The 25,561-nt window shown below is 41.0% G+C and carries 17 protein-coding genes; 6 read left to right on the top strand and 11 right to left on the bottom strand.

From position 1 onward, the window contains the following. Positions 1-15: 15 nt before the first annotated feature. Positions 16-2,454 (bottom strand): TIM-barrel domain-containing protein, encoded by a 2,439-nt coding sequence (locus tag ACK4HU_RS05860; protein WP_409804217.1) that lies wholly within the window; start codon positions 2,452-2,454, stop codon positions 16-18. Positions 2,455-2,647: 193 nt separating this feature from the next. After that, positions 2,648-3,676, bottom strand: coding sequence for a LacI family DNA-binding transcriptional regulator (locus ACK4HU_RS05855; RefSeq protein ID WP_409804215.1), 1,029 nt, complete (start codon positions 3,674-3,676; stop codon positions 2,648-2,650). 342 nt (positions 3,677-4,018) lie between these two features. On the opposite strand from ACK4HU_RS05855, the gene ACK4HU_RS05850 reads away from it, so the two are divergent. The 4 genes from ACK4HU_RS05850 to ACK4HU_RS05835 all read left to right on the top strand — a co-directional run bounded on the left by ACK4HU_RS05850 (position 4,019) and on the right by ACK4HU_RS05835 (position 10,990). After that, positions 4,019-5,059: a SusE domain-containing protein gene (locus ACK4HU_RS05850; RefSeq protein WP_409804213.1), complete on the top strand. Its 1,041-nt coding sequence runs from the start codon at positions 4,019-4,021 to the stop codon at positions 5,057-5,059. An 88-nt stretch (positions 5,060-5,147) separates the two neighbouring features. Continuing rightward, positions 5,148-7,949, top strand: coding sequence for an alpha-amylase family glycosyl hydrolase (locus ACK4HU_RS05845; RefSeq protein WP_409804211.1), 2,802 nt, complete (start codon positions 5,148-5,150; stop codon positions 7,947-7,949). A gap of 100 nt (positions 7,950-8,049) precedes the next feature. Then, on the top strand, positions 8,050-9,111 hold the full coding sequence (gene fbaA, locus ACK4HU_RS05840) for a class II fructose-bisphosphate aldolase (RefSeq protein ID WP_409804209.1): 1,062 nt from the start codon (positions 8,050-8,052) through the stop codon (positions 9,109-9,111). Positions 9,112-9,439: 328 nt separating this feature from the next. Beyond that, on the top strand, positions 9,440-10,990 hold the full coding sequence (locus tag ACK4HU_RS05835; RefSeq protein WP_409804207.1) for an alpha-amylase family glycosyl hydrolase: 1,551 nt from the start codon (positions 9,440-9,442) through the stop codon (positions 10,988-10,990). A gap of 63 nt (positions 10,991-11,053) precedes the next feature. On the opposite strand, the gene ACK4HU_RS05830 is transcribed toward ACK4HU_RS05835, so the two are convergent. Next, complete coding sequence (locus ACK4HU_RS05830) at positions 11,054-11,314, bottom strand: hypothetical protein (protein WP_409804205.1); 261 nt, start codon at positions 11,312-11,314, stop codon at positions 11,054-11,056. 212 nt (positions 11,315-11,526) lie between these two features. Between ACK4HU_RS05830 and ACK4HU_RS05825 the strand changes: the two genes are divergently transcribed. After that, a complete protein-coding gene (locus tag ACK4HU_RS05825; RefSeq protein ID WP_409804203.1) occupies positions 11,527-16,938 on the top strand; it encodes a CHAT domain-containing protein in 5,412 nt (1,803 codons plus the stop codon). A 50-nt stretch (positions 16,939-16,988) separates the two neighbouring features. Here ACK4HU_RS05825 and pfkA read toward each other — a convergent pair whose 3' ends face one another. From pfkA to ACK4HU_RS05810, 3 genes are all read right to left on the bottom strand, one after another. Beyond that, positions 16,989-17,975: a 6-phosphofructokinase gene (pfkA, locus tag ACK4HU_RS05820; protein ID WP_409804201.1), complete on the bottom strand. Its 987-nt coding sequence runs from the start codon at positions 17,973-17,975 to the stop codon at positions 16,989-16,991. Then, complete coding sequence (locus ACK4HU_RS05815) at positions 17,976-18,347, bottom strand: methylglyoxal synthase (RefSeq protein ID WP_409804198.1); 372 nt, start codon at positions 18,345-18,347, stop codon at positions 17,976-17,978. Positions 18,348-18,529: 182 nt separating this feature from the next. Further along, a complete protein-coding gene (locus ACK4HU_RS05810; protein ID WP_409804196.1) occupies positions 18,530-20,569 on the bottom strand; it encodes a S9 family peptidase in 2,040 nt (679 codons plus the stop codon). 166 nt (positions 20,570-20,735) lie between these two features. On the opposite strand from ACK4HU_RS05810, the gene mscL reads away from it, so the two are divergent. Continuing rightward, on the top strand, positions 20,736-21,158 hold the full coding sequence (mscL, locus tag ACK4HU_RS05805) for a large-conductance mechanosensitive channel protein MscL (RefSeq protein WP_409804194.1): 423 nt from the start codon (positions 20,736-20,738) through the stop codon (positions 21,156-21,158). A gap of 36 nt (positions 21,159-21,194) precedes the next feature. Here the strand turns inward: mscL and ACK4HU_RS05800 are convergent, their stop codons facing one another. The 5 genes from ACK4HU_RS05800 to ACK4HU_RS05780 all read right to left on the bottom strand — a co-directional run bounded on the left by ACK4HU_RS05800 (position 21,195) and on the right by ACK4HU_RS05780 (position 25,493). After that, positions 21,195-21,623, bottom strand: a complete 429-nt coding sequence (locus tag ACK4HU_RS05800; RefSeq protein ID WP_409804191.1) for a Spy/CpxP family protein refolding chaperone — start codon at positions 21,621-21,623, stop codon at positions 21,195-21,197. Between the two features lie 6 nt (positions 21,624-21,629). Continuing rightward, entirely contained in the window at positions 21,630-21,989 is a 360-nt protein-coding gene (locus ACK4HU_RS05795) for a hypothetical protein (protein ID WP_409804189.1), read from the bottom strand. 31 nt (positions 21,990-22,020) lie between these two features. Beyond that, a complete protein-coding gene (locus ACK4HU_RS05790; RefSeq protein WP_409804187.1) occupies positions 22,021-22,566 on the bottom strand; it encodes an RNA polymerase sigma factor in 546 nt (181 codons plus the stop codon). Between the two features lie 91 nt (positions 22,567-22,657). Then, a complete protein-coding gene (locus ACK4HU_RS05785; RefSeq protein WP_409804185.1) occupies positions 22,658-23,581 on the bottom strand; it encodes a universal stress protein in 924 nt (307 codons plus the stop codon). 436 nt (positions 23,582-24,017) lie between these two features. Further along, complete coding sequence (locus tag ACK4HU_RS05780) at positions 24,018-25,493, bottom strand: lipopolysaccharide biosynthesis protein (protein ID WP_409804183.1); 1,476 nt, start codon at positions 25,491-25,493, stop codon at positions 24,018-24,020. Positions 25,494-25,561 lie beyond the last annotated feature (68 nt).

The following is a 25,561-nucleotide window of genomic DNA, read 5'->3' as shown; positions in this document are numbered from 1 at the left end:
TATTTTAAAAGCAGATTAGGCGAGATCTTTGATTTCAAAGGCTTCTTTCATGTGCTCCAACTCTAGATAAGGAAGGTTTTTGATTTCAAAATAAGGGTGTTCGTTTTCCGGAAGTGGATCAAATTCAGTCAATTTTCCCAGGAACGCATAGTCCTCAGTTTTAAGAGAATGAATTTTTCCTCCAATGCTTACCGACTCCGTTGAGAATCCATGAAAGTAGATCTTAATCTTCTCGAAATCCCCAGAATAACTCCCTTCAGCTTGTGCAAATTTTAATGACTCAAATTCTGGATTATAGGTGATAATTCGTTTAAAATAACCACCGGATTGATATTCAAGACCATCTCCGGCATCTTCATAATGAGTGAATTCCGAACCGGATTTACCCATATATACATGGATTCTCAGGATTCCATCTCTTTGATCACCGGTATGCGACACATCAGATTGTAGGATGAAAATTTGCCCTGCTTTGACATAGACAGGGAGATAATTCAAGGGACAATCCTGATAGATGACATAGTTTCCAGAATGTTTTTGATCTGAAAAGAGGTAATACCAATCACCCTCCGGAAGATAGACTTTGGTAATTTCTTTAGTGCTTTCCACAGGTGCAATCAATAATGCATCGCAAAAAAGATATTCGTTTTGGAAGGCTGTCAGGTAGATATTTTCATCCTGAGGATATTGGATTGCCAAACTTTCGGAAATAGGAAGTCCTGAAATACTGCTTGAATAGAACTTGCTATAAATGGTGGGTAATAGCCTATATCTCAGTTTGATATAATTTCGGCTGATTTCTTCAACCTCTTCTCCAAAAGCCCAGGGCTCAGCATCATTGCTATTGATCATCGAATGAGCTCGATAGAAAGGGGAAAAAGCCCCAATACTCATCCATCGAGCAAACAAGGACTGAGTCGCCTCACCTGCAAATCCTCCCACGTCATATCCTGCAAAAGAAACCCCACTCAATCCAAGACTATTGACCAGTCGGACACCGGCGAGCATGTGCTCTTCAGAGGCCACATTGTCTCCAGTCCAAGCAGCTGCAAAGCGTTGGATTCCTGCAAACCCAGAGCGAGTCAACACAAAGGGTCTTTTATCAGGGTTTTGAAACGTAGATCCTTCCTGAGCACTTCGGGCCATCTGCATGCCATAGATGTTTCGAGCTTTTCGATGTGAAGCCTTTTCTCCCTCGTACTCAAATTCGATTAGATTTGGTGTGAACTGTCCCCAAGAAGCGGGCTCATTCATATCTGTCCAAAATCCATCTACTCCTGCATCGGTATAAAAAGCCATTTTTTCGGCCCACCAAGATCGAGTTTCTTCTTTTGTGAAATCAGGGAAGGCGCACCAACCCGGCCAAACTTGTCCTTCATAGGTTTTTCCGTCTGGGTATTTTACAAGAAGATCTTTTTCTAATCCTTCGTCATATGGCAAATAACCTCTCTGGGTTTTAATTCCCGGATCCATAATTACTACGACTTTGAAGCCTTTTTCTTTTAGCCGTGTGATCATTGTCTTCGGATCAGAAAATTTCTCCCCATCAAATGTGAAAACCTTATATCCTTCCATATGATGGATATCCAAATAAATCACATCAGCAGGAATTTTTTTGTCACGAAATGTCTGTGCAACGGTGTAGACTTCAGAGTCAGGATAGTAGGAATAGCGGCATTGTTGAAAACCCAAGGCCCACTTTGGGGGCATCTGCATCCGCCCGGTAAGCGAGGTATATGCGCTGATGATTTCTGAGACAGTGGGCTGATAAATGAAATAATAATCCAAATCTCCATCTTCTGCACTGAAGTAAACAAAACGATTGGTTGATGCGCCAAAGTTGAAGACTGTTTTATGGGTGTTGTCCAAGTAAATCCCATAGGACCCTTTTTCATGGACACCGATATAAAATGGGATACTCATATAAAGTGGGTCATCACCAATACCGTAACCAAAATAGTCTGTATTCCAGTTGGTATAGGCACGTCCAAATCGGTCAAGATTCCCGGTTTTTTCTCCTAAACCGATGAATTTTTCATTTTTTTGAACTTGCTTGTAAGCAGTTACTTCAGAGCCAATCCAGGAAATCCCAAGAGAATCATCAGCATTGAGCAGGCTATCATCCGCATTATAAAAAGAAAGATTGAAGCTGTTCAAATCTAAATTTAACTTGATCAGTGAGGTGGTGAGTTGAAGTTGACCTCCTTTTTCCAAGAGTGAAAAGTCAACTTCCTGTGGCCCATTAATTACCGAATAGGGATTTACTTCAAAGTCATCATATTTGCTTGCCTGTATTCGGATGATACCGGATTCGTAAACTGAAATCCGGAAGTGGCCTAATTCACTATAGCCTTCAAAACCAGAAGTGGTTTTACACCATTCTTGGATGGCTCCAAAACTGCTATGGCGTGCTGAGTTGCGAGATAGTTTAGAAGCCGAAGTTTGACTACTCATGAATTTTTGCGTTGAAAATTTGAAAAAGAACTGCGCTAAATTAATTAGGAAACCCAAAATAAAAATCTGCAAGAGGTGCTAGGGACATCACCTTTTTTCCACTTCTGGGCTAAGAATCCTTATTTTAGAAAAATGAGGCCTATTCAATCGTTTGCATTTTGTCACATAAAAAAATCAAGAATTTTTTAATTTTTTAGCGAACTGAAGATTTTCTGATGAGGAGTTCTGTTTCAAGTACTACAGAATTGTTAAACTCATCGAGTTGAATCTTTTTTTCGATTAAATCCAATAGAATTTCGGTTGCTTTGGCTCCCATATTGAATCCGGGTTGTGACACAGAAGAAAGGCTTGGGTCGATCATTGAGCAAAACTGCCAATTACTGAATCCGACGATTCCCACGTCCTCTGGGACTCGAAGTCCAGCCGCCTTACAAGCCAACATTGCACCTACAGCCGCCATGTCATTATTGGCAAAAAATGCATCGGGTCGTGTGGGAAATGTTTTTAGGATTTCGCTGGTGATTTTTTGTGCCTCATCATCAGTTCCTCGGGTACATTCCACAATAAATGAAGGGTCGGGCGTAAAACCATGATTCAATAAGGCATCTGTATATCCTCTCGCTCTTTCGCGGGAGATGTTGAGATTGGCAGGGCCGGACAAGTGAACAATCTTCCGATACCCTTGCTTGAGAAGATGTGTCGTAGCTTCATAGGCTCCACTATGGTCATTGACTGTGACTGTAATTGCATTGTTGATTTCAGGAACTCGATCAAAAAAGACAATAGGGAAACCTTTGTTCAACAAGGTGCTAAAATGATCAAAATTCGTAGTTTCTTTGGAAAAGCTCACTAATACACCATCAATCTGATTTGATAGCATGGTGTCAATACTGGATTTTTCGCGTTCCAGATTTTCATTAGTTTGGGTCAAGATCACTTTATAACCTCTCGCATACGCCACTTCCTCTATTCCACTGATGACTGTGGAAAAAAAGAAATGGACAACCTCAGGTATGATAACTCCAATAGTTGAGGATCGGCCTTTTTGTAGCGAAAGTGCGATCGCATTGGGGCGGTAGTTCATTTTATCTGCGAGTTCCCGTACTTTCTTTTTGGTTTCATCGCTTATACCGGGGTAGTCTTTCAAAGCTCTTGAAACAGTGGAGGAGGAGACATTGAGTTCCCTCGCGATATCTTTTATAGTGACTTGATCAAGCTTCATAAAATTATACTATACCCAGAATTTATTTCAACTGTGCTAAAATACCCTCTTTTGAGTTGGCGCAATCGTTTTTGGAACAGTTTTTCAAGATATTAAAAATTAAATAATTAAAAGTAAAAAAAAGTTTATCAATGCAAACGTCACCGCAAACGTGTGCACTAATTTTTCCATTTGAAATAGCTTTTGGGTTCTTGTGCAGAAACATTTCCTGTCTTATGTTTTGATTCGCATAAGGATATCACTTTTGTTTTACATAAATATTATTCTTATGAATTGTAATTTTAAGTGAAAAAATTTAATTATTCCAACAATTAATAAAATCAATTTAAAACCCAAATTTCTATGAAAGTATTTCGACAAATCGGCTGGGCAGCAGCCTTAATTCCTCTCCTTTGGGCATGTGAGGCTTATGAAATGCCTCCAATCATTCCTCAGACTAGCTCGAACATTTCCAGCCCGGCAGCAGGAGCCTCAGTTATTTTGAAAAAAGACGACGCAGATAAAACTGATATTGAATTCACTGTGACAGCGGCTGATTTTGGGGCCACTGGTACTGTGAAATATCAGCTGCAAATGGACCTTCCCAACTCAAATTTTGCCGCTCCGGTCAAATTGGGAGCAGAGACTGAGTCAAATATTGTGAAAGTGAATGTAAAAGAACTGAATGATGCTTTGTTGGCGAAGGGACTGCCTTTCGCAAAAGCTGCAAATGTCCAGTTCCGGGTGGTAGCCTCTATTAATCTTGCACTTTTACCTATTATTGGAGAGGTTACGACATTGTCTGTGACGCCTTATGATGCTACAGTTCCTATGCCACTGATGTATGTGCCTGGTGACTACCAAGGCTGGGACCCAGCTAATCCCAAAACAGTCCTCTTTTCAGAAAATTTTGATAAAAATTTCAAAGGCTTTGTCCATATTCTTGGAGGCTCCAGAGAATTCAAATTGACGGAAGGACCTAATTGGGACGTAAACTATGGTGATACCGGTGCAAATAAGACACTTGATCCAGATGGAGATAACATCAAGGTAGCGGCTGATGGGACTTATGAAATCAATGTGAACTTGACTGCCAAGACCTATACAATTGGGGCTGTAAAAAGATGGGGTATCGTAGGTGATGCCACTCCAGGTGGATGGGATGCTGATACGCCAATGGATGTATTTGATAAGGTGACCAACTCGCTAAAAATAACCACCAACCTCAAAGCAGGAGAGCTAAAATTCAGAGCCAATAATAACTGGGACTTCAACTTCGGTGGTAGCAATGGAGCACTGACCGCAGGAGGTGCAAATATTCCTGTTGCCGCAGCCGGCAATTATACCATTACGCTTTCTTTTGATCCAGCTGGTGCTGTTACTTATACTTTGGTAAAGAATTAATCGGCCTGAGGTTTCTAATTTTATAAATAGAACCGGTTTTCTGGATTCAATCCGGAAAACCGGTTATTCGTTTTGATTTACTCCTGTTATGTTTAAAAAATCATCCCAACTCCTTAGCTTGGTTTTTCTGTTTTGCCTCAATTTTTCGGGTTTTGCGCAGATTACTACAGAACCAGCGGTACCCAGTGCAGCTTCAAGTGTTAAAATCATTTACGATGCTACCAAGGGAACCGCAGGGCTGAAGGACTGCAATTGCGATGTGTACATACATATCGGGGCAGTTACAGGAGGGCCTACTTCGACCACATGGACCATCGTGCCTTTTCAATGGGCAACTACCAATCCAGCCGCAAAAATGACCAAATTAGACGGTCAGGCGAATATTTACACGTTTGAACTCACCCCAAATACGTTTTTTCAAAATCCCAACAACCTGACAATCCATCGACTGGGAATCGTCTTTAGAAATGGAGACGGAACGAAAGAAGGAAAGGACACCTCTAATGGTGACTTTTTTGTAACTCTTGCCCAGGGATTTGATATTGCTTTTACCGCACCCCAGTCGGCCGGTTCGGTTTCATTGGAAATAGGAGAAAGCTATGAATTCAAAGCCGCCTCAACAGAGGTAGCTGATTTAAGTCTGGAGTTAGATGGTGTGAAAGTAGCCGAAGCCCTAAACTCACAGGAAATTACCTTCAAATTCACTGCTACGCAGCCTGGAAATTTCACACTGATGGCCAAGGCGAAAAAAGGGGCAGAGGAAGATTTTCAAAGCTTAAGTATCATTGTTTTTGCACCTTCTGAAACAGCATCATTACCTGCAGGTGCGAAATTGGGGATCAATTATTTATCGGGTTCGGAGGTTATTTTGGCCCTACATGCACCCGGGAAAAGTATCGTACATGCGATTGGCGACTTTAATGATTGGAAGGTTCTGCCGGAATTTCAATTAAAAAGAACGCCTGATAAGGAAGTATTCTGGTTAAAAATTTCAAATCTAATTCCAAAACAGGAGTATATTTTTCAATATCTAGTAGACGGGTCAATTCGAATCGGAGATCCTTATGCTGAGAAAACATCTGATCCATTCCATGATAAAGAAATCATAGACCAAAATCGATATCCTGGATTGAAGCCATATCCTGCCGGAAAGACGGAATTTCAGGCCACATATCTCCAAACTTCTCAAGATCCATATCCATGGAAAAATCTTTCTTATCAAAAGCCAAAACCCGAGGAACTTGTCGTTTATGAGCTGTTAGTTAGGGATTTTGATGAAAAAAGAACTTACAATGCGGTGATTGATCGCCTGGATTACCTCAAAGATTTGGGTGTTAATGCAATCGAATTAATGCCAATAGGTGAATTTGAAGGGAATTTATCTTGGGGTTATAATCCTTCTTTTTTCTTCGCTCCCGACAAATATTACGGTACAAAAAATGACCTGAAGCGCCTGATTGACAAGGCACATGGCAAGGGAATCATGATCATTTTGGATATGGTGTTAAATCATGCCTTTGGTCAGAACCCGATGGTTAGACTGTATAATGACGGTGATTATGGTGCTCCCACTCTGGATAATCCCTGGTTCAACAGAGTAGCAAAGCATCCATTCAACGTGGGCTATGATTTCAACCATGAAAGTCCCTACACCAAAGCATTTGTGGATTCGGTCAATAATTACTGGTTGACAGAGTACAAGGTGGATGGCTTTCGGTTTGACCTATCGAAAGGATTCACTCAGGTAAATACAGGAGACAATGTCAACCAATGGTCTCAATTCGATGCCTCCAGAATCAAAATATGGAAGCACATCTATGACCGAATCAAAGCAAATCATCCGGATGCCTATGTGATTTTGGAGCATTTTTCCGCCAATACCGAGGAGAAAGAGCTCGCCGATCACGGAATGATGCTTTGGGGTAACTTGAACTTTGACTTTCGCGACATGGCAAAAGGTCAAAACAAGAATTTTGATAACGCATCTTATAAGACAAGAGGCTGGAATAATAATCATCTGATCGCCTACCAAGAATCCCATGATGAAGAACGAGTGATGTGGGAAACATTGACACATGGAGCTACTTCCCCATTGAATCTCAAAAATCTGGAAGATGCCGTCAATCGAAACCAGCTTTTGACAGCTTTTTACTTTGGAGTTCCGGGACCTAAAATGATCTGGCAATTTGGAGAATTAGGTTACGATCAAGAGCTAAATAATGATCGTCTTGGTATCAAACCTACTAAATGGGACTACTTGAATATTCCTGAACGTCTCCGTCTTTTCAAACTTTATCAGGAAATGATTAAGCTGAAAAAAGACCACAAAGCTTTCAATTCTCCTGAAAAAACCACCTTAAATCTAAGCGGGGGAATCAAATCGATTATCCTGGAACATCCCGAGATGGATGTGGTCATGCATGGTAATTTTGGCCTAAGTACCGCCGGAAATGCTTCCGTGTCTTTTCCTAGAGCTGGAAAATGGTACAACTATTTTACCGGAGCAGAACTGACAGTGGTTGGTACTACACTGACCATGAATTTCCGTCCAAATGAATTTGTGCTCTATACCAGCAAGAAACTTCCTACTCCGACTCAGGGAATCTTGCAGCAGGATTTTGTGACTTCAATTCCGGAGATCATACCGAGTGGGAATTTCAATGTATATCCTGTCCCGGCATTTACCAAATTAACAGTTGAGCTGCCTCGAGACATGATTCAGGCCAATTATCGAGTGGTGGACATGGCGGGCAGGGTAGTTTTTGATGGGCAAACTGAGAGGGGAGAGCAGATTTTAGATTTTGATCTAAGTGGAATTAAGGCAGGGATTTATATCTTTGAGGCTTTCGATACGAAACGAGTGCTGCACAAGCGCTTCATTAAGAAATAATCAAACCTAATTCAGATTATGAAATGCACAAAAGAAAGCTTCTCACAACGGGAGATTTCCTAGGCATCCTATCTGACCACTTAAAACAAATTATAATACTATGAAATTTAAACCAGGGGTAAAATACGGAAACGAGCTTCGTGACATGTATGCCTACGCTAAGGAAAATGAATTCGCGTATCCAGCTGTAAACGTTATCGGATCCAATTCGGTGAATGCCGTGCTGGAAACAGCCAAAAAAGTAAACTCACCTGTCATTATTCAATTTTCGAACGGAGGGGCACAATTTTTTGCAGGTAAAAGCCTTCCAAATGACAAGCAGCAAGCTAGTATCGCAGGAGGTATCTCAGGTGCACATCACGTACATCAAATGGCGGAAGCTTATGGTGTTCCTGTGATTTTGCATACGGATCACGCAGCCTTGAAGCTGTTGCCTTGGATCGATGGATTGCTTGAAGCTGGGAAAGCATATTTTGCTACCCACAAAAGACCGCTTTATAGTTCGCATATGCTGGATCTGTCCGAAGAGCCACTTCATGAAAACGTAGAAATCTCCTGCAAATACTTCAAGGAATTTGCGAAGCTGGATATGGCAATAGAAATTGAGCTTGGTGTAACTGGTGGCGAAGAAGATGGTGTAGATAATTCTGACATCGATTCTTCTAAGCTTTACACGCAGCCTGAGGAAGTGGCTTATGCTTATGAGCATTTAAAAGAAATCGGTGATTTGTTCACTGTTGCTGCCGCTTTTGGAAACGTGCACGGTGTCTACAAGCCTGGAAACGTGAGCCTGAAACCAGTCATTTTGAAAAATTCCCAAGATTTCATCAATAAGAAATACGGAACAACAGGTAAGCCCTTGAACTTTGTATTTCACGGTGGATCAGGCTCCTCAGTGGAAGAAATCAGAGAAGCAAACAGTTACGGTTCGATCAAGATGAATATCGATACCGATATGCAGTGGGCCATGTGGGAAGGCATCCTGAATTTCTACAAGAAAAATGAAGGGTATTTACAGACTCAATTGGGAAGTCCTGATGGACCTGATAGTCCAAATAAGAAATATTATGATCCACGTAATTGGTTGAGAAAGGGCGAAGAGAACTTTGTAAAGCGTCTCGAGCTGGCTTTTGACATGCTGAATGCTGTGGGTAGAAATTGATCTTTGAATTGATAGCTTGGTGCTGTCATTCCAGAAAAAAAGTTCTAGCCTGTCCTAGAGATGGAAGTCCGAAGACCGGAGACCGAAGTAAGTGAAACATAATGTAAACAGTTTTCAATTAGATAATCGAGAATTCTATTGAAAACAAAAATTCACAACTTCTAAAATAATGCTGGAAAAGTCACTAAAATTTGGTGGCTTTTTCTTTTAAAAAGTATTTAGAAACATGAATAGTTAATCTTATCAACTAACAAAAAAAGTCTGAAACTTTAGATTCTTAATTCTCCCGTCTTCTGTCTCCCATCTTCTGTCTTCAATTTCTTTATTTATGAATCGAACCCTTTTAACCACCTCAATTTTGGCAATGGCTGTTTTTTCCTCCTGCGAAAAAAAGGAAAATCTGGAAGTAAAAAACTACTGGCCTCAGGCTGGGATTACCTATGAGATTTTTGTCCAATCTTTCTATGATTCCAATGGAGACAGTATAGGCGATTTCAACGGGGTAACTCAAAAATTGGACTATGTAAAGGAATTGGGAGCTAATGCAATTTGGTTTATGCCGATTATGCCTTCCCCAACTTACCATAAGTATGATGTGACAGATTACAAGGCTGTTCATCCGGACTACGGGACTATGGAGGATTTCAAAAATCTCCTTGACGAGGCACACAAGCGCGATATCAAAATTGTCGTTGATTTAATTATCAATCATACAGGAAGCGATCACCCTTGGTTTCTCGAAGCCAAATCAGGCCGAGACAACCCGTACCGAAATTATTATGTATGGGCTCAAAAGGATACGATTGCTGACTTTTTGAATAAAAAAACGATCACACTCGACTCGGATAATATCCGCCAATGGCATGATCCTGGACAGGGAGAGGATTTTTACTATGGATTTTTCTGGGGAGGAATGCCGGATCTGAATTTTGACAATCCAAAAGTTCGGGAAGAAATCTATGAAATCGGACGATTCTGGCTGGAGGATGTTGGGGTAGATGGTTTCAGACTGGATGCTGCTAAGCACATTTTCCCGGATGATCGACCGCTTGATAATCATGCGTTTTGGAAGGAGTTTCGAGAGAAAATGGTTGCGATAAAGCCTGATGTTTATCTTGTTGGAGAGGTATATGACAAAAAGGAAATTGTTGCTCCTTATCTTCCTGGGTTGCCGGCGCTATTCAACTTTGATTTCCATTATACCTTATTGGAAACTATGAATACTGAAAACGGAATGCTTTTGGCGAATAAGCAAAAGGAGGTTTTGGACTTTTATCAGGCGATCACTCCAAGCTTCATCGATGCGACTTTTTCTTCCAATCATGATCAACCTAGGATCCTAAATGAATTGGGTTCTGATCCAGCAAAATACAAACAAGCCATTGCCATACTGTTGACGATGCCGGGAGCACCCTACTTATATTATGGGGAGGAGATCGGAATGCTTGGGCTTAAACCGGATGAGCATATCCGAGAGCCATTCCTTTGGGATAAAAAGTCAAAGGATACCGGGCGAACCAAATGGATCAATGCAAAATACTCTAAGGATTCAACAGTCGTTCCTTTGGAATTACAACGAGCCGATCCAAACAGTTATTTCAACCATTATAAAAACCTGATTCAACTTCGGAATTCGTATCCGGCTTTGGCCTTGGGAAATCTAAAATTGCCTGAAACTGAACTTCCAAAAACAGTAATGGCTTACTTCAGAAATTCCGGAGGACAGGAGATTTTCGTCGTTCATAATGTGGGTAAAGAATCCGTGGAAATTGAAATGCCGGAGGGATTTAAAGAAGTGATTTTCAGCTTGGGTGAAAGTGAAGTAAGTGGGGGGATTTTGAAGCTGAATGGAAACTCAAGCCGAGTGATGGTCAGATAAGTCGGAAAGGAACGATTATAGATATTTGCCCCCAAATAGTCAACACTTATTGGGGGCTTTTATTTATTTCTTCATCAAGTTTCGGGAAAGGCCCAAGCCAAAATTGTAAATCTTGCCATCGAAATCTGACACAAAGTAATGGAGTCCACCTTCAGGCCTGATGGTCCAATTTTCTCCAAGATTTACAGCTAGTCCAAGATTTATTTTCAAAACGCCTTCATCAATTCCATCCCCCTTCTCCAAAGAAAATAAATAGCTAGGTGTCAAATTTAAATTGACTTTTTCTCCCAATGGAAGTGAGAATATCATAGTAGGATCTGCCATCCAATTTTTTTCAACTTCCTTAGAAAATATCTGGAGTAAAAAGAAAATATCTCAGATCCCTTTTTTGTATTCTTTTAATTATCTGGTTAGATTTAATTGAATATAAGTCTTTTAACTAGCCGGTAATTCTCAAAGGCCTTGACTTTTTTTAAGCGCTTTTTTGATTGCAGGTTTTTTTGATCAAACTGAATTTTTAAAAAACCAAATACGCCATGTCAACCTTCAAAATCAGATTAAGGGGCCAAGAGCTCCCAAAAGAAATTTCCAAACAGGAAGATCAGTCATTGGAGTTCTTCAATGTCCAAAAGACGTTTACCGTTGAAAATGCCACCCGAGGTGATGTCCCTGAGCATGTCTTGGAATTAAACGACGACGAGATTTTGGAGCTAAACTTTGAGGACAAATCTTTTTGGCTGGGAGATACGGATTCGATCAAGCAGATTTTTTCAAGGGAGCTTAAGCGAAGTGGAAATGAGGATGAAATTTATTTGTCCGGCGATATTGAGACTGATGAGCAGGATAGAAGCCTTGTTCAGAAAGTTGCAATTAAGACTGCCAAGGTTTTTGTGAAAAACAAAGTCATACGCCCGGGAATCAGAAACCTTGCTACCAAGGCAGAAAATGCTGCACTGAAGTTTGCAGGAAAATCATTTGAAAATTTGGGAGCCGCTGTTTTTCTCTCTGTTTCCAGAGATTTTGATTTGTCGGAGACAGATTTTTCCAAATTGGATCCCTCAAAAAAATGCCTTTTGATGATTCATGGCACAGGATCTTCATCTTTAGGGTCTTTCGGCGAGATGAAAGGATCAGAGGAATGGAATAGGCTTGTTGATTATTACGGAGAGACCAATCTCCTTGCCCTGCAGCATCGAACACTGACCTGTAGTCCACTGCAGAATGTGCTGGCAGCCTTGGAAGTTTTGCCAAATGGTATTGAATTGGATTTGATTACCCATTCTCGGGGAGGGCTTGTGGCAGATTTGCTGGCGAGATTTGCTTCGCATTCTGATGGCTTTGGTGCTGAAGAAAAGGAAGTTCTGGAAAAAGAGGAACGTGAATCCGACTTACAGACGATCAATCAAATCACGAAAGTACTCAAAAACAAATCCTTCAAAATCGATCGGGTAATTCGTGTAGCATGCCCCGCAAATGGAACCACTTTGGCTTCCAAGCGGATGGATATGTTTCTTAATGTGACCATCAATCTGATAGGTGGTGCTATTGGGGGCGTCTCAAATCCAGTTTTCACTTCACTTAAAGAGTTGGTTTTAGCCACTATCGAAACCAAGGATGATATCACAGTTCTACCGGGAATAGAGTCGATGAACCCTGATTCTCCATTTATCAAAGTGCTGAATTTTCAGGGGACAGAAAAGGAGATTGATTCGAAGTTGATCGTGATTGCAGGCAGCAGTGAGCTTAGTCTCGCTTTCAAGAGCTTGGTGGTGCTGGTTGGTAAGTTTTTTTTCCGAGGGAAAAATGACTTGGTCGTGGATACAGTCAGCATGGAGTTTGGAGCCAAACGAATTGATGGAAACGTTTACCTATTCTTGGAAGAAACGGGAAAAATCGACCATATCACCTATTTCAAAACTCCTCGAATCCGGAAAACCATACAAATTGGCCTAACAGGCAATCTCGAGGAATTTTCAGGGAAAAATAGAACTGATGGGATAACTTTTCTGAGAGGTGCTGAAAGGGGAGGATTAGTCCTAGAAGGGGGAAGATACAATGGTACTGAGGTGAGCGGCAAAAAGCCAATCCTGATTATGCTCCCCGGAATCATGGGCTCCAACTTGAAGGATCAGAATAGTCTGCTTTGGATCAATTATAAGCGATTTTTGCTAGGTCATTTGGCATGCTTGAGACCAAGTGATAAAGACGGAATTGATGCGGATTCTTTGATCAAAACCTCCTACAAGAAATTGGGAGACTACTTGAGTAGAAATTATGATGTGGTAGCTTTTCCTTTTGATTGGAGACTAAGTATGGAAGGAAATGCTGAGCTGCTCAACCAAAAAGTCAAAGAACTTCTGAAAGTGGGCCAGCCGATCAAAATGATTGGGCACAGTATGGGAGGGGTGTTGACTCGGGATTTTTTACTATATCATCCCGAAACCTATCAGGAGTTGAATGCAAGTCCTGGATTTAGGATTCTATTCTTGGGATCTCCACTTGGAGGATCATACCGGATTCCTTATGTGCTTTTCGGGAAGGATGGAATCATCAAACTTCTGGCAAAAATCGATATTCGGAATTCCCCGAAACAGCTGCTGAGTATTTTTGTGAATTTCCCAGGCATCTTGGCCCTACTTCCCATCAATAAATCCGGTAAACATGACTTTTCGGATCGCTCCTTTTGGGAGAAACTTCGCAAAGCTTCCGGCGATGAATCTTGGCCAATTCCCAATGAGACAGATCTCAGGGAGTTTGGAAAATATCAGAATTTGATCCTGAAGCAGGAAAGTAAAATCAATTATGACAACATCTTCTACATAGCCGGCCAAAGTCGTCAAAAGAAATCAACGATTTCGGATCTGGAGATTAAAGACAGGCAGCTGATTTTTCATGCAACCAATCTTGGAGATGAGAGTGTGACTTGGGAGAGCGGTATTCCAAAAGGGATCATTGACCGCAATAATTTCTATTATGCCAATGTCACTCATGGAGGCCTCTCAACAGAAAACAAGATTTTCGGCGCTATTGAAGATATTTTGAATCAAGGGAAAACCGGTCGCTTGCAAAATGCGCTTCCAAAAATCAGAGGCGAGGAAAAAAGCTTTGTTGCAAAAGAAGAGGAGATTTTTGACCTGAGTGAAGAAAATACCATCAATACCCTCCTCGGTCTTGGTGAAGATGGGGAACTGAGGGATCACGAGACTCCAATTCAAGTAAAAGTTTGCCATGGAGATTTGGTTCATTCTGATTATCCGGTATTGGCGGGGCATTTTCACTTTGATGCGATTTTGACTACCGAGAAAGTCATCGATAGGAAGTTGGATGGAGAACTGACTCGGTTGCTGAATTTGGGGCTTTATCCGGGTCCAATCGGGACACATCAGATCGTCCTTTCCAAAGATGTTTCTAATGTGGATAGAGACTTCAAGGGAGCAGTGATAGTCGGCATGGGAATACCTGGCGAGCTCACCCCTTTTCAATTGACTACGACCGTCTCAAGAGGAATCAGCAGATACCTGACGATTCGCAATGTGAGAGAGGTAGCCGATGAAATTGAGGATGAGGGAGATCAAAGCAAAAATTTAGAGCCTCATCATTCAGGGGAAAAAGAGGTAATGGGTATTTCAGTGATAGCTCTGGCTAATTCTTTTGGCGGTTTTTCTAACGACAGTTCTATCCGTTCGGTAATTGCAGGGATTCAGGATGCGAATCGAAGGATTAGAGAGACCTATAAAGGAAAGGTAAAAGTCATCGAAGAAGTGGAGATCATAGAGCTTTACCATGATCGAGCGTTAGGAATTCTTCGAACTGTAAAAAACATGGAGCAGGACGAAAGCAGGGAATTCAATATCAGCGTTCCCAACCTTTCCCTGGCCAAAAAGGTTGGTCGCCTTTCTCGTATTCCTTTTGACAACACGGCAGATTGGTGGACCCGTATCAAGGTCACGGAAGAAAAAGACAGACCTGAAAATAAAGATCGGGCAAAAAAGATACTCATGGCTATTGCCACCAATGGGGCAAAGGAGAATGAATTACCACTCCGGGCAAATGTTAAAAACATCGAAACGCTTTTGGAGCAAATGACTCATAAGAACCAATACGCACCGGAAATAGCCAAGACAATGTTTGAGTTATTGATTCCTTATGGATTCAAAGAAGATCTGAAACGGCAAACAAACATTACCTGGGTATTGGACAAGCGAACAGCGAATTTCCCATGGGAAATGCTGCAGGAGGATCTAAATGGAATGCCGCTTTGTATTCACTCGGGAATGGTAAGGCAACTGGCTACTACGGATTTCAGACGGAATGTCAGCAATGTGATGGAAAAGAGGGCTTTGGTTGTGGGTGATCCAGATTTGAAAGGTTTTATGCCACAGCTCAAAGGTGCCCAGAAAGAAGCAATTTTAGTAGCTGAAATGCTGAAAGTCCAAGGTTTTGAAACCCAAAGTCTAATAAAAAGCACTGCGCCTGATATCATCCTGAAACTCTTCACTCAAAACTATAAAATCATACACTTGGCAGGACATGGGGTTTTTAGCCCTAGCGATGAGCATGAGAGTGGTATGGTGATAGGAAATGGTAATTTCCTAACTACCAGTGATATCGCTCAGATGAGTAAAGTTCCTGAGTTCGTCTTTGTCAATTGCTGCTACCTGGGACAGATGGATAGCCAAGCTGAGGAAGAAAATCAAAATAAAAATCGACTGGCAGCGAATATCGGAACTCAGTTGATTGAAATTGGCGTCAAGGCTGTGATAGTGGCAGGATGGGCGATCGATGATGCCGCAGCGGTTGATTTTTGTGAGAAATTTTATGCATGTCTCCTAAGTGGAGTTCCATTCGGAGAGGCGACCAAATCAGCTCGAAAGCTGATTTTTGAACGCTATAAGGGTCGAACCAATACATGGGGAGCATATCAATGCTATGGAGATCCATTCTTCAAGTTGGACGGAATGGCTACTTCTTCGAGATCAAGCCAAAAATTCTATCTCTTGGAGGAAATCGAATTGGAGTTGTTTAATATGATTTATTCCTTGGAATCAAAAAATCTAAGTAATGAGGATGCAATCAAAAAACTTCTGATTCTCGAAGAAGCAATGAAGCAATCCAATCTTTCCAGTGATAAAATTCTGGAATACAAAGCGGAGGTTTACAATAAACTTGGTAATTATCAGAAAGCAATCGAACTCTATGAAAATTTGATCAAGTTGGAGAAGGCAGGATTTTCTCTTCGCGCTGTGGAGCAATATTGCAATATCACCTGCAAATATTGGGTGGAAGAATACTCCAAGGTGCCAGGCAAACGGAATGAGGCAGTTGAGGGTGTGGATCAGGCGATTTGTAAACTAGAAAGTTTATTGGCTTTGAGCAAGACCGCCGAGCGATATAGTCTGTTAGGAAGTGCTTATAAGCGAAAACTGATGCTGTTAAAAGCTGGGAATAAGGAAGAATTTGCCCAAATCTTGGCCCTTGCATCCAATGCCTATTTTGAAGCTGCTAAAATATCCAGGTTCAAATCAGCCTATCCTATCAACAATGCAGTCCAACTGGCAAGGATATATGAACTTCTATCAGATCAAGTATTTCCCTTTGAAGGTAAACCTGCTGTTAAGTTTGGAAAAGTGATCGATGAGTTAGAAATGCTGATAAAATCTAAACCCCAAGAGAAGAAAGACTACTGGGATTTGGTGACTGATACAAATATTTTATTGTCAAAAATCCTTCTTGATAAAAAGCCCGGTAAAGCTGCTTGGGTTAGCTTAAAGAAATCCTATTCTGAAGTTTGGGTGAAGGCAGGAAGTACCTCAGATAGAAGGGCAGAAGAGGAGCATTTGGATACTTTGATCAAAGGGTTGAGCTTCTCGGAATCTGAGCAGGGAAAAACTTTAAAAGATTACTTGACTAATCTAAGAAATGAACTAGGAGGAAAAAAGGAGAGCTAAATTAGATTCCAAAGTGAAAGACCCACATCAATTTGGTGTGGGTCCTTCTTTTAGGTTGAAAGAATATTCGCTACTCTGAGATCATCTTCATCCACTCTTTTGTCATCTACGATTGCTTTGACGATCGGAGTGAAGACCACTTTATGGTTGATCATACCTGCCATTACATCATATTTGCCTTGCATAAGACCTTCTACTGCTGCAACTCCAAGCTTTGAGGCAAGAAGTCTGTCAAAGGAAGTAGGTGCTCCGCCTCGCTGCAAATGCCCCAAGATGGTTACCTTAATATCATAGTAAGGCAGATGTTTTTTTACTTTATCGGCTATTTCCTGAGCCGAACCACTTTTACCTCCTTCTGCTACAATGACAATGTTGGATGTCTTCATAGCTTTGGTTCTGGATTTGAGCTTTTCCACCAGCGCCTCGATAGGAGTTCTGTTTTCCGGAATCAAGATAGCGGCTGCAGCACTACCAATGCCGGCATTAATAGCAATGAAACCAGCATCTCTTCCCATTACTTCCACAAAGAACAAGCGGTCATGGGAAGTAGCAGTATCTCGGATTTTGTCAATTGCTTCGATAGCTGTATTGCATGCAGTATCAAAACCAATGGTTGAATCTGTACCGGATAAATCATTATCAATCGTACCTGGAAGACCAATGGCGGGAACACCATATTCTTGGTAAAACAAATGAGCTCCTGTAAGTGAACCGTCTCCACCAATAACTATCAGCGCATCAATTCCGTGAGCTTTTAAGTTAGCATAAGCTTTTTTTCGTCCCTCAGCAGTTTTGAATTCTTCACTTCGGGCAGATTTAAGGAAAGTTCCACCTCTTTCTAAGACATGAGTAATATGTTTAGAATCAAGCTTTTTAATGTCGTTTTGGATCATCCCCTCGTATCCGCGATAGATGCCGTACATATCAAGGTTGTAATAGAAACCAGTTCTGACGGCTGCTCGAATCGCAGCATTCATTCCTGGTGAATCCCCACCTGAGGTGAGGACTCCAATTTTTTTTATGGTTTTAAGTTCCATTTAAGGTTGTGTTAAGGCTTTGAACATCAGCGCTGCTGAAGCAGGATTAGTCGCTAAGGGAATATTATGAACATCACAAATTCTCATGAGCATCTGTACATCAGGCTCATGGGGATGCCTATCAAGGGGGTCACGAAAGAAAATCACTGCCGTAAGTTTTTTCTCAGCTGCCATTGCAGCGATTTGAGCATCTCCACCCAAGGGTCCCGAGAGTAAACGCTCTACTTCAAATCCAGCTCTTTCAATATGTAATCCGGTAGTTCCTGTAGCCACAAGATCAATGTCAACTCGATGAAGTGCATCACGGAATCCGCTTAAAAAATGTACCATGTCAGCTTTTTTGCCATCATGGGCGATCAGGGCAATTTTCATGAATAGATGCTAATAGGTTTAGGCCAAAGTTAGGAAAAATTCGCACTTCCCTTCTTAAGACAAGTTTTTAAAGACTGAATAATGTAAATAAGAAGCCAAAATTAATGGTTCATGTTTTCTCAAAAAGCATTTATTTCCTTTTGATTTATTTTTGAAAACTGAATAGGGTGTCTGTCTACTATTTAAATTTTCCTCTCCAACTTAAACAGAAAAGCATATTCCAATGCCAATTCTTTCAGGGCATTAAATCTACCGGAAGCACCGCCATGACCTGCTTCCATATTGGTGTCCAGAAGTAAAAGATTTTTATCCGTTTTCAAATCCCGAAGTTTTGCCACCCATTTGGTTGGTTCCCAATACTGAACTTGAGAATCGTGTAATCCCGAGGTGACGAGAAGGTTTGGATAGCCTTTAGCTTCTACATTGTCATAAGGTGAATAGGATAGCATGTAATCGTAATATTCTTTATCCTTAGGATTACCCCATTCCTGAAATTCACCAGTCGTCAGTGGAATGCTTTCGTCCAACATCGTAGTCACCACATCAACAAATGGAACATTGGCAATGGCACCATTGAAAAGCTCGGGTCGCATATTGATCACCGCCCCAACAAGCAGGCCACCGGCACTTCCACCCATGGCGTACAGATGATCAGATGATGTGTAATTTTCAGAAATCAAAAACTCTGCGCAGGCGATGAAATCAGTAAAAGTATTTTGTTTGTTCAGCATTTTACCCTGCTCATACCAATGTCTCCCTAAATCTTCACCTCCGCGGATATGTGCTATCGCAAAGACAAAACCCCGATCAAGGAGGCTAAGTCGATTGCTGGAAAAATAAGCGTCCATGCTGTGGCCATATGAACCATAAGCGTATAGTAAGAGTGGGCTTTTGCCAGTCTTGGAGAAAAGTGATTTTTTATAGACCAATGAGATCGGCACCATTACACCATCACCTGCTTTTGCCCAAATTCGCTCTGAATGGTAAAGTTCAGGATCATGACCACCCACTACTTCTTGCTGTTTGAGCAAGGTCTTTTCCCCGGCAATCATATGGAAATCAAAAATAGAACTTGGAGTGACCAAAGAATTGTAACCAAAACGGAGGATGTCTGTGTCAAATTCAGGATTGGTACTGACCCAAGCCGTATACGTTTCATCCTCAAATTGAAGGGAAAAACCCGACCCATCCCATGGTTTGATCTCAATCTGAGTTAAGCCATTGGATCGCTCTTGGGTTACGAGGTATTTTGAAAATAAATCAAAATCTTCCAATAGCACATCCGGTCGATTTGGGATAACATCAATCCAGTTTTCTTTTCCTGTGTTGGAAACAGGAGTTTTTACTAGTTTAAAATTCTGTGCGTTTTCATTTGTTTTGATCCAAAAGAACTCGCCAAAATGATCTGCGGCATATTCTAGATGTGGAATTCTTTCTTGGAGAAGTTGGAATTCCCCATCAGGCTGATCGGATTTCAGAAATTTCATTTCTGAAGAAATGGTGCTTTCTGAGTGTATAAATAGGTATTCTTCAGTTTTGGACTTATGTACCATGCAGGAAAATTCCTCATCAATTTCCTCAAAAATCAATTGATCCATAGAAGGATCAGATCCAAGTTTGTGCTTATAAATGCGGTGGGATCGGAGTGTCTCCGGATCCTGTTTAGAATAGAATAAAGTCAAGTTGTCTGCCGCCCAAACAAAATTTCCAGTGATTTCGGGAATGTTTTCTTCGAAGATTTCCCCTGTTTCCAGGTTTTTGAAATGGATGGTATAGATTCTTCGTCCAATTTCATCTGAGGCAAAGGCCAGAATCATTTGGTTGGGTGTAGTGGAGGTTCCTCCTACTTGGTAGAAGGGTTTTCCTTGGGCGAGTTCGTTTACATTGAGAATAATCTCTTCAGGTCCTGCTTGAGATCCTTTTTTTCTGCAATAGATTGGATATTCACCTCCCTTTTCATAGCGGACGTACCAATAATATCCAGATTTGAAATAGGGAACAGTTTGGTCATCTTCTTTGATTCGGCCCTTCATTTCTTCGAAAAGTTCTTTTTGGAATTTTTCAGTCGGCTGCATGACAGCTTTGAGGTAATCATTTTCCGAATTGAGGTAGGCAATTACTTCCGGGTTTTCCCGGTCATTCATCCAGTAGTAATCGTCAATTCGCTGATGTCCATGAGCTTCTAAAAGTTGTGGATTTTTGGGGGCGATTGGAGCTTGCATTCAAATTTATTTTGTCTGCAAGATTAATGAAAAACAAGGGTGCTTGGTTCAAATTTCTAGTCATTTGATTCTTTAAGTCACTTTGAAAAGCCTTTTTTCTTTTTGCTCTTGCAGATCAGCAAGATTTTAGGAATATTTAACGATACTTCAACCAACCTTACTTTATATGTCAATGCTAAAAGAGTTTAAAGAATTTGCCGTCAAAGGCAATGTCATCGACCTAGCGGTCGCGGTGATCATCGGTGGAGCTTTCGGTAAGATTGTTTCTTCATTCGTCAATGATATCGTCATGCCACCAATTGGCATGTTGATCGGAGGAGTTGATTTCAAGGATTTGAACATAATTCTGAAGGATGCAACCACCGATGCCGCTGGTGAAGCGGTGGCTGCTGTCACGATCAATTACGGAATGTTCATCCAGAATGTAATTGATTTTGCGATCATTGCGTTCGTTATTTTCCTTGCGATCAAAGGCATAAATAACATGACCAAGAAAAAAGAAGCACCTGCACCTCCACCGCCACCTCCTGCGCATACCACTTCTGAGAAGCTTTTGGAAGAAATCAGAGATCTATTGAAAAAGCAATAAAAAAAATGGCCCTGAAGTGATTCAGGGCCATTTTTTTTAGTTTCCTCCTCTTCCTCTTTGATATAGTTGGCGGTTAAAATCACGGGAAATGTTATTTAGCATGAGGATTTGTTTGGATGACAAGACCTTAGATACCTCATTGATAAATACTTTTTCTTTGTCAAGTAATTCAGACTGAAGTTTCAGACGTTGTTGAATACGAGATTTTGCTTCGTCTTCACTGACTGTTTCTACACCTTTGCCTAATTCAGACATTTGCCGCATGGTCTTTTCACGTCCATCATTGTATTGATTGTAAATCGGCCAGAATTTTTCTGCCTGATCTGGCTTCAAATCAAGTCGGGTTGTTATAAAAGCAATTCTTGCAGATTGTAGTTTCTCTTGATCTACCTGTGGTCGCTGTGCGTAGGCATTGGATCCAAATATCAAGAAGACAAGTAGGGCGAGTAGATAGGAATTCTTCATAATTTATTAAAACCAGTTTAGTTCATCCTCAAACCATAGGTCTTCGGATAGTGGCATTTCTTCATTAATTATTTGATCGAGTATGCCATTGGGGTCATCGGCCATGCTTAAGATATCTTCGGTGGTCCAAATATTACTTTCAATATAAAGATTAGCGATTTCCTCCATTGTAAGTTGATGATAGGTAGGAGTAAAGAGGTCTGCTTGCCAAGTAATGGTTAAACCAATCACCACAACCGCTGCTGCGGCATATCTAATCCAACTATGAGATTTCTTGGCACGGGACTTTGCCATGATCTGATCTGGCAAACGGTCAAAGTATCCCTCGGGGGCATTGAAATCTTTGAGTTTTGGTAATTGATTCATAACAAGTTAGACAAGGATGATTAGGTATAGTTTATTCTGATAGCACAAATTGTTCAATTTTTTTTACGGCATGATGATAACTGGCCTTCAATGCTCCCGTGCTTGTCCCCGTGATTTCGGACATTTGCTCATAGGTGAGCTCTTCTTGATATTTCAGGTGAAAGACTAATCTCTGCTTCTCAGGAAGTCGTAGTAGGGCTTTTTGAAGTCGAATTTGAATTTCGTCGCCTGACAAATTTCCAGGTTGATCAAGGTAGGATTCGAGTTTATCCTGATGGTCGTCGATGGAAAATGAAAACCTTTTTTTCTTTTTCTCAAGAAAAGTCAAAGCCTCATTAGTAGCGATACGATATAACCAAGTGAAAATGGAAGAGTTTCCTTCAAATTTGTCGAGGTAACGGTATGCTTTAATGAAAGTATTCTGCGTGAGGTCATCTGCATCCTCATGGATGAGGACCATTCTTCGGATTACTTGATATACTCGCTTTTGGTACGTTTCGATCAATTGCCTGAATCCTAGCTCCCTAGTAAAAGGTGAGCGGATTTGCTCCAGTAATTGTTCATCGATTGGTGCCATACTTGGGTCATTAGACTTAAGTAGCGAAAAAGAGTTTAATAAAAATAAAAAAGAGTCAAAATGTCTGACTCTTTAATCGGTTTTAGTGAGATCAAATCTCGAGGATATAATCAAGAATCCCAGCGTTTTTGCCCTTTGGCCTCGTGACAAGTAATGGCAGGCTGTCATTGAACTGAATGAGTCGTTCGGCCATGCTTCCTATAAAAAGTGCAGTGGCTGCTGTTCTGCCTTTTGCACCAATGATTATCCCATCAGCTTCAATTTCGAGCGCCTTTGATACGATCTCCTGAACTGGATCATCGTCGTCGTCTTTGGTATAGATCGGGGTGATTTTAATTCCCTTGGTATCTATCTTTCGAATAAATTTCCTATAGTTGATTTCGGCATGCATTTTCATAATTTCAGTAAACTCCTCGTAGCTTTTACCTGTAAAATGATAGCCTGAGGGCACGGAGAATACATTCTGACAGACGATTTCAGCTTTTCCACCATGTTTGGAAGCTATCATAATGGCTTCTTCAAGTGCATCTTTGGAATAATCCGAAAAATCGCTTGGAACCAAGAGTTTGGAGACTCTTGGTTTTGATCCTTCGGGCACGATTAACAAAGAACAGCTGGCCCGTCTGGCAAGTCTTTGAGACGCAACGCCTGTGCCGGGAAGATCTACTTTTCGACCAATGATGATCATATCAGCAGATTTTTCCTCCGCTAGCTTTAATATTTTTTTAGATAAGTTCCCTTCCTTTACTACATAGCTTATTGTGAGTCCTTTCAGTTCTCTGAAATGCTCATTGACCAGTTTTTCCATCGCTTCTGTCCGTTCATTGATCATATTCTCGATCAGGTTGGGAAATTCTTCCAAGACTTCCTTCGGGATGGAAAGGTTTTTTATAACATTCGAAAAGTAGATTTTCTTGGTTTGATTGACTTTAGCTATGAAGGATGCATGTTCAATCAATGTCTGATCTAGTGGTGTCTGATCCAGACAAACAATCATTTTCTTAATCAGGTACATAGTAACCGTGGGTTTGCGGTACAAAGTTAAGTTTAAGCGAATGAAACTATTCAGAAATTCGCAAAATAAAATTTTGATTTTTTAATTGGGATTGAATTAATCCTTGAATTTGAAGCCTACAATAGGTTTTACTGTGAAATAAAATTTGGAACTACTTAAAAAGCTGTGATTTTCAAGATTGGAATTCAAACGATATAGGTTTCGTGAATTCGATTTTTTTAAACACTCTTGCATACATATCGTATATTTGTCGAGTCCGGGTCGCCGACTTGTTCAAACTTCACAATTTAATTACAATCACGAGTAAAGCCCTTTTCAAAAACAGGCCTCACCCTTTCCTTCACCGGCAAGGGCCTCGCCCAAAACGCAGGATAACAGTGGAAGTTTGCGGATTTAAGGCAGCTCAAATCTTGTCAGTACGGAGGTTTGTAACACTCTAAGGCCCGGACTTTTTTAATTTACTTTTTATCCAATTCCATTCCTCCTGACCCACGTTGGCTATCATCGACCAGAAAAAGAACATCCCAAGAATCAGGATTGATTTGACACCCATCATGATCAATGGATGAACTCCATCTAGGTAAAGGTCTCTTAAAACAAAAATCATAACACCCACAAAAATAATCTTCAGTGTCTCATAGCTGAATGGGTCAAGATTCAACTTGAATTTCAAATAGCCATATTTGACGAGGTTAAATAGCAGCATCACAGAGGCTGACCCAATCGCTGCACCCTCAATTCCATAAATAGGAATCAGCCAATAATTCACAGCAATAATCAGAATGCTCATCGCAATGGTCAAAACCAGATTGAAACGGTAATACTTTGAAAAGACTAAAATCTCGCTGTTAACTGAAAAAGCTACATCAAAGATTTTTCCCAAAGCAATATAGAAGACCACCATTTTACCTGCTTGATAAATCTCATTATTCGGAACAAAATGGTAAATGCTGTCGATATTGGACCAAATCAACGCAAACAAAAACAAGCAGATATACAGCTGCTTGTTGGAGATCTGCCGATACAGCGTATTGATTTCCTGGATTTGATTTTTTGCAAAATGATCAGCTATCACTGGCATGGCTACTTGAGAGATAGCCCTTCGTGGCAATTCCACCACCAATGCCATGTAAAAAGCAATGGAATAGATGGCGTTGGCTTCCAAGCTTACCATCGAACTGACCATGATGCTGTCGATTTTCATAATCAAAGTCGAAGCTGCGGTGGCCAGGAAGGTGATCAAGCTAAATCGAATAAATGAACTCCTGAAGCCGGGAGGGAAGTTTCTCCAATTGAAGTCTAGATGTACTTTGCCCAGCCAAATAAGGTAAACCAAAACTCCAAATAGTCCCAATCCATACACCACAACCAACCCGATCATGACCTGATCAAAACTGATCCAACCAATCAGGTAAATTCCAACTAGGATTGAGGTTAAGAATCTGAGAAATACTTCCCTGAAAAAGGTAGGAATCGCGACTTTCAGATAGGATCGGCTATAAGCATCCATCACACTGCTGAGCAAAGCAAAAAGGGTAATCAGCAAAACAATCCCTAGGAAATTGAGCACCTCGGGCGAATTGGTGGCAAATAAGTCCATGATTTGATCTCTAAAACCAAAGAAGATCAAACTGACTACAACAAAGCCCAAAAGGGAGAGAGCGAGGCTATAGGTCAGAAATGCCGATTGATTTTTTTCCAGTTTTGGGAAATATCGAGTAATCCCATGACCGACTCCGAGTTGCGCAAAAGGAACAAACAGCAAACCCAAATCCTGAATGGTCCGGAAGGTTCCCAATTCGGTAGCATCCAAAGCGTACGGATATAGCCAAAGGACATTGATATAACCCAATACCACACCGAAGTAAGAAAAAATAGTGGTTTGGATACTTTGCTGGGCGATTTTACTCATTGTTGAAAAGTAGAAAAAAAATGGGAATTCTTAAGAATCCCCGAGATTTTTAAGGCTTTGCGCATTTG

Source organism: Algoriphagus sp., from assembly GCF_046296635.1.
Lineage (GTDB): Bacteria > Bacteroidota > Bacteroidia > Cytophagales > Cyclobacteriaceae > Algoriphagus.
This window is presented reverse-complemented; position numbering and strand designations above follow the sequence as displayed.

What these genes read in the sequence shown, in the direction of transcription:
- fbaA (WP_409804209.1), top strand. Translation starts at nt 8,050, where the DNA reads ATGAAATTTAAACCAGGGGTAAAATACGGAAACGAGCTTCGTGACATG.
- mscL (WP_409804194.1), top strand. Translation starts at nt 20,736, where the DNA reads ATGTCAATGCTAAAAGAGTTTAAAGAATTTGCCGTCAAAGGCAATGTC.
- ACK4HU_RS05790 (WP_409804187.1), bottom strand. Translation starts at nt 22,566, where the DNA reads ATGGCACCAATCGATGAACAATTACTGGAGCAAATCCGCTCACCTTTT.
- ACK4HU_RS05855 (WP_409804215.1), bottom strand. Translation starts at nt 3,676, where the DNA reads ATGAAGCTTGATCAAGTCACTATAAAAGATATCGCGAGGGAACTCAAT.
- ACK4HU_RS05860 (WP_409804217.1), bottom strand. Translation starts at nt 2,454, where the DNA reads ATGAGTAGTCAAACTTCGGCTTCTAAACTATCTCGCAACTCAGCACGC.
- ACK4HU_RS05850 (WP_409804213.1), top strand. Translation starts at nt 4,019, where the DNA reads ATGAAAGTATTTCGACAAATCGGCTGGGCAGCAGCCTTAATTCCTCTC.
- ACK4HU_RS05800 (WP_409804191.1), bottom strand. Translation starts at nt 21,623, where the DNA reads ATGAAGAATTCCTATCTACTCGCCCTACTTGTCTTCTTGATATTTGGA.
- ACK4HU_RS05825 (WP_409804203.1), top strand. Translation starts at nt 11,527, where the DNA reads ATGTCAACCTTCAAAATCAGATTAAGGGGCCAAGAGCTCCCAAAAGAA.
- ACK4HU_RS05780 (WP_409804183.1), bottom strand. Translation starts at nt 25,493, where the DNA reads ATGAGTAAAATCGCCCAGCAAAGTATCCAAACCACTATTTTTTCTTAC.
- ACK4HU_RS05845 (WP_409804211.1), top strand. Translation starts at nt 5,148, where the DNA reads ATGTTTAAAAAATCATCCCAACTCCTTAGCTTGGTTTTTCTGTTTTGC.
- ACK4HU_RS05810 (WP_409804196.1), bottom strand. Translation starts at nt 20,569, where the DNA reads ATGCAAGCTCCAATCGCCCCCAAAAATCCACAACTTTTAGAAGCTCAT.
- ACK4HU_RS05785 (WP_409804185.1), bottom strand. Translation starts at nt 23,581, where the DNA reads ATGTACCTGATTAAGAAAATGATTGTTTGTCTGGATCAGACACCACTA.
- ACK4HU_RS05795 (WP_409804189.1), bottom strand. Translation starts at nt 21,989, where the DNA reads ATGAATCAATTACCAAAACTCAAAGATTTCAATGCCCCCGAGGGATAC.
- ACK4HU_RS05835 (WP_409804207.1), top strand. Translation starts at nt 9,440, where the DNA reads ATGAATCGAACCCTTTTAACCACCTCAATTTTGGCAATGGCTGTTTTT.
- pfkA (WP_409804201.1), bottom strand. Translation starts at nt 17,975, where the DNA reads ATGGAACTTAAAACCATAAAAAAAATTGGAGTCCTCACCTCAGGTGGG.
- ACK4HU_RS05830 (WP_409804205.1), bottom strand. Translation starts at nt 11,314, where the DNA reads ATGGCAGATCCTACTATGATATTCTCACTTCCATTGGGAGAAAAAGTC.
- ACK4HU_RS05815 (WP_409804198.1), bottom strand. Translation starts at nt 18,347, where the DNA reads ATGAAAATTGCCCTGATCGCCCATGATGGCAAAAAAGCTGACATGGTA.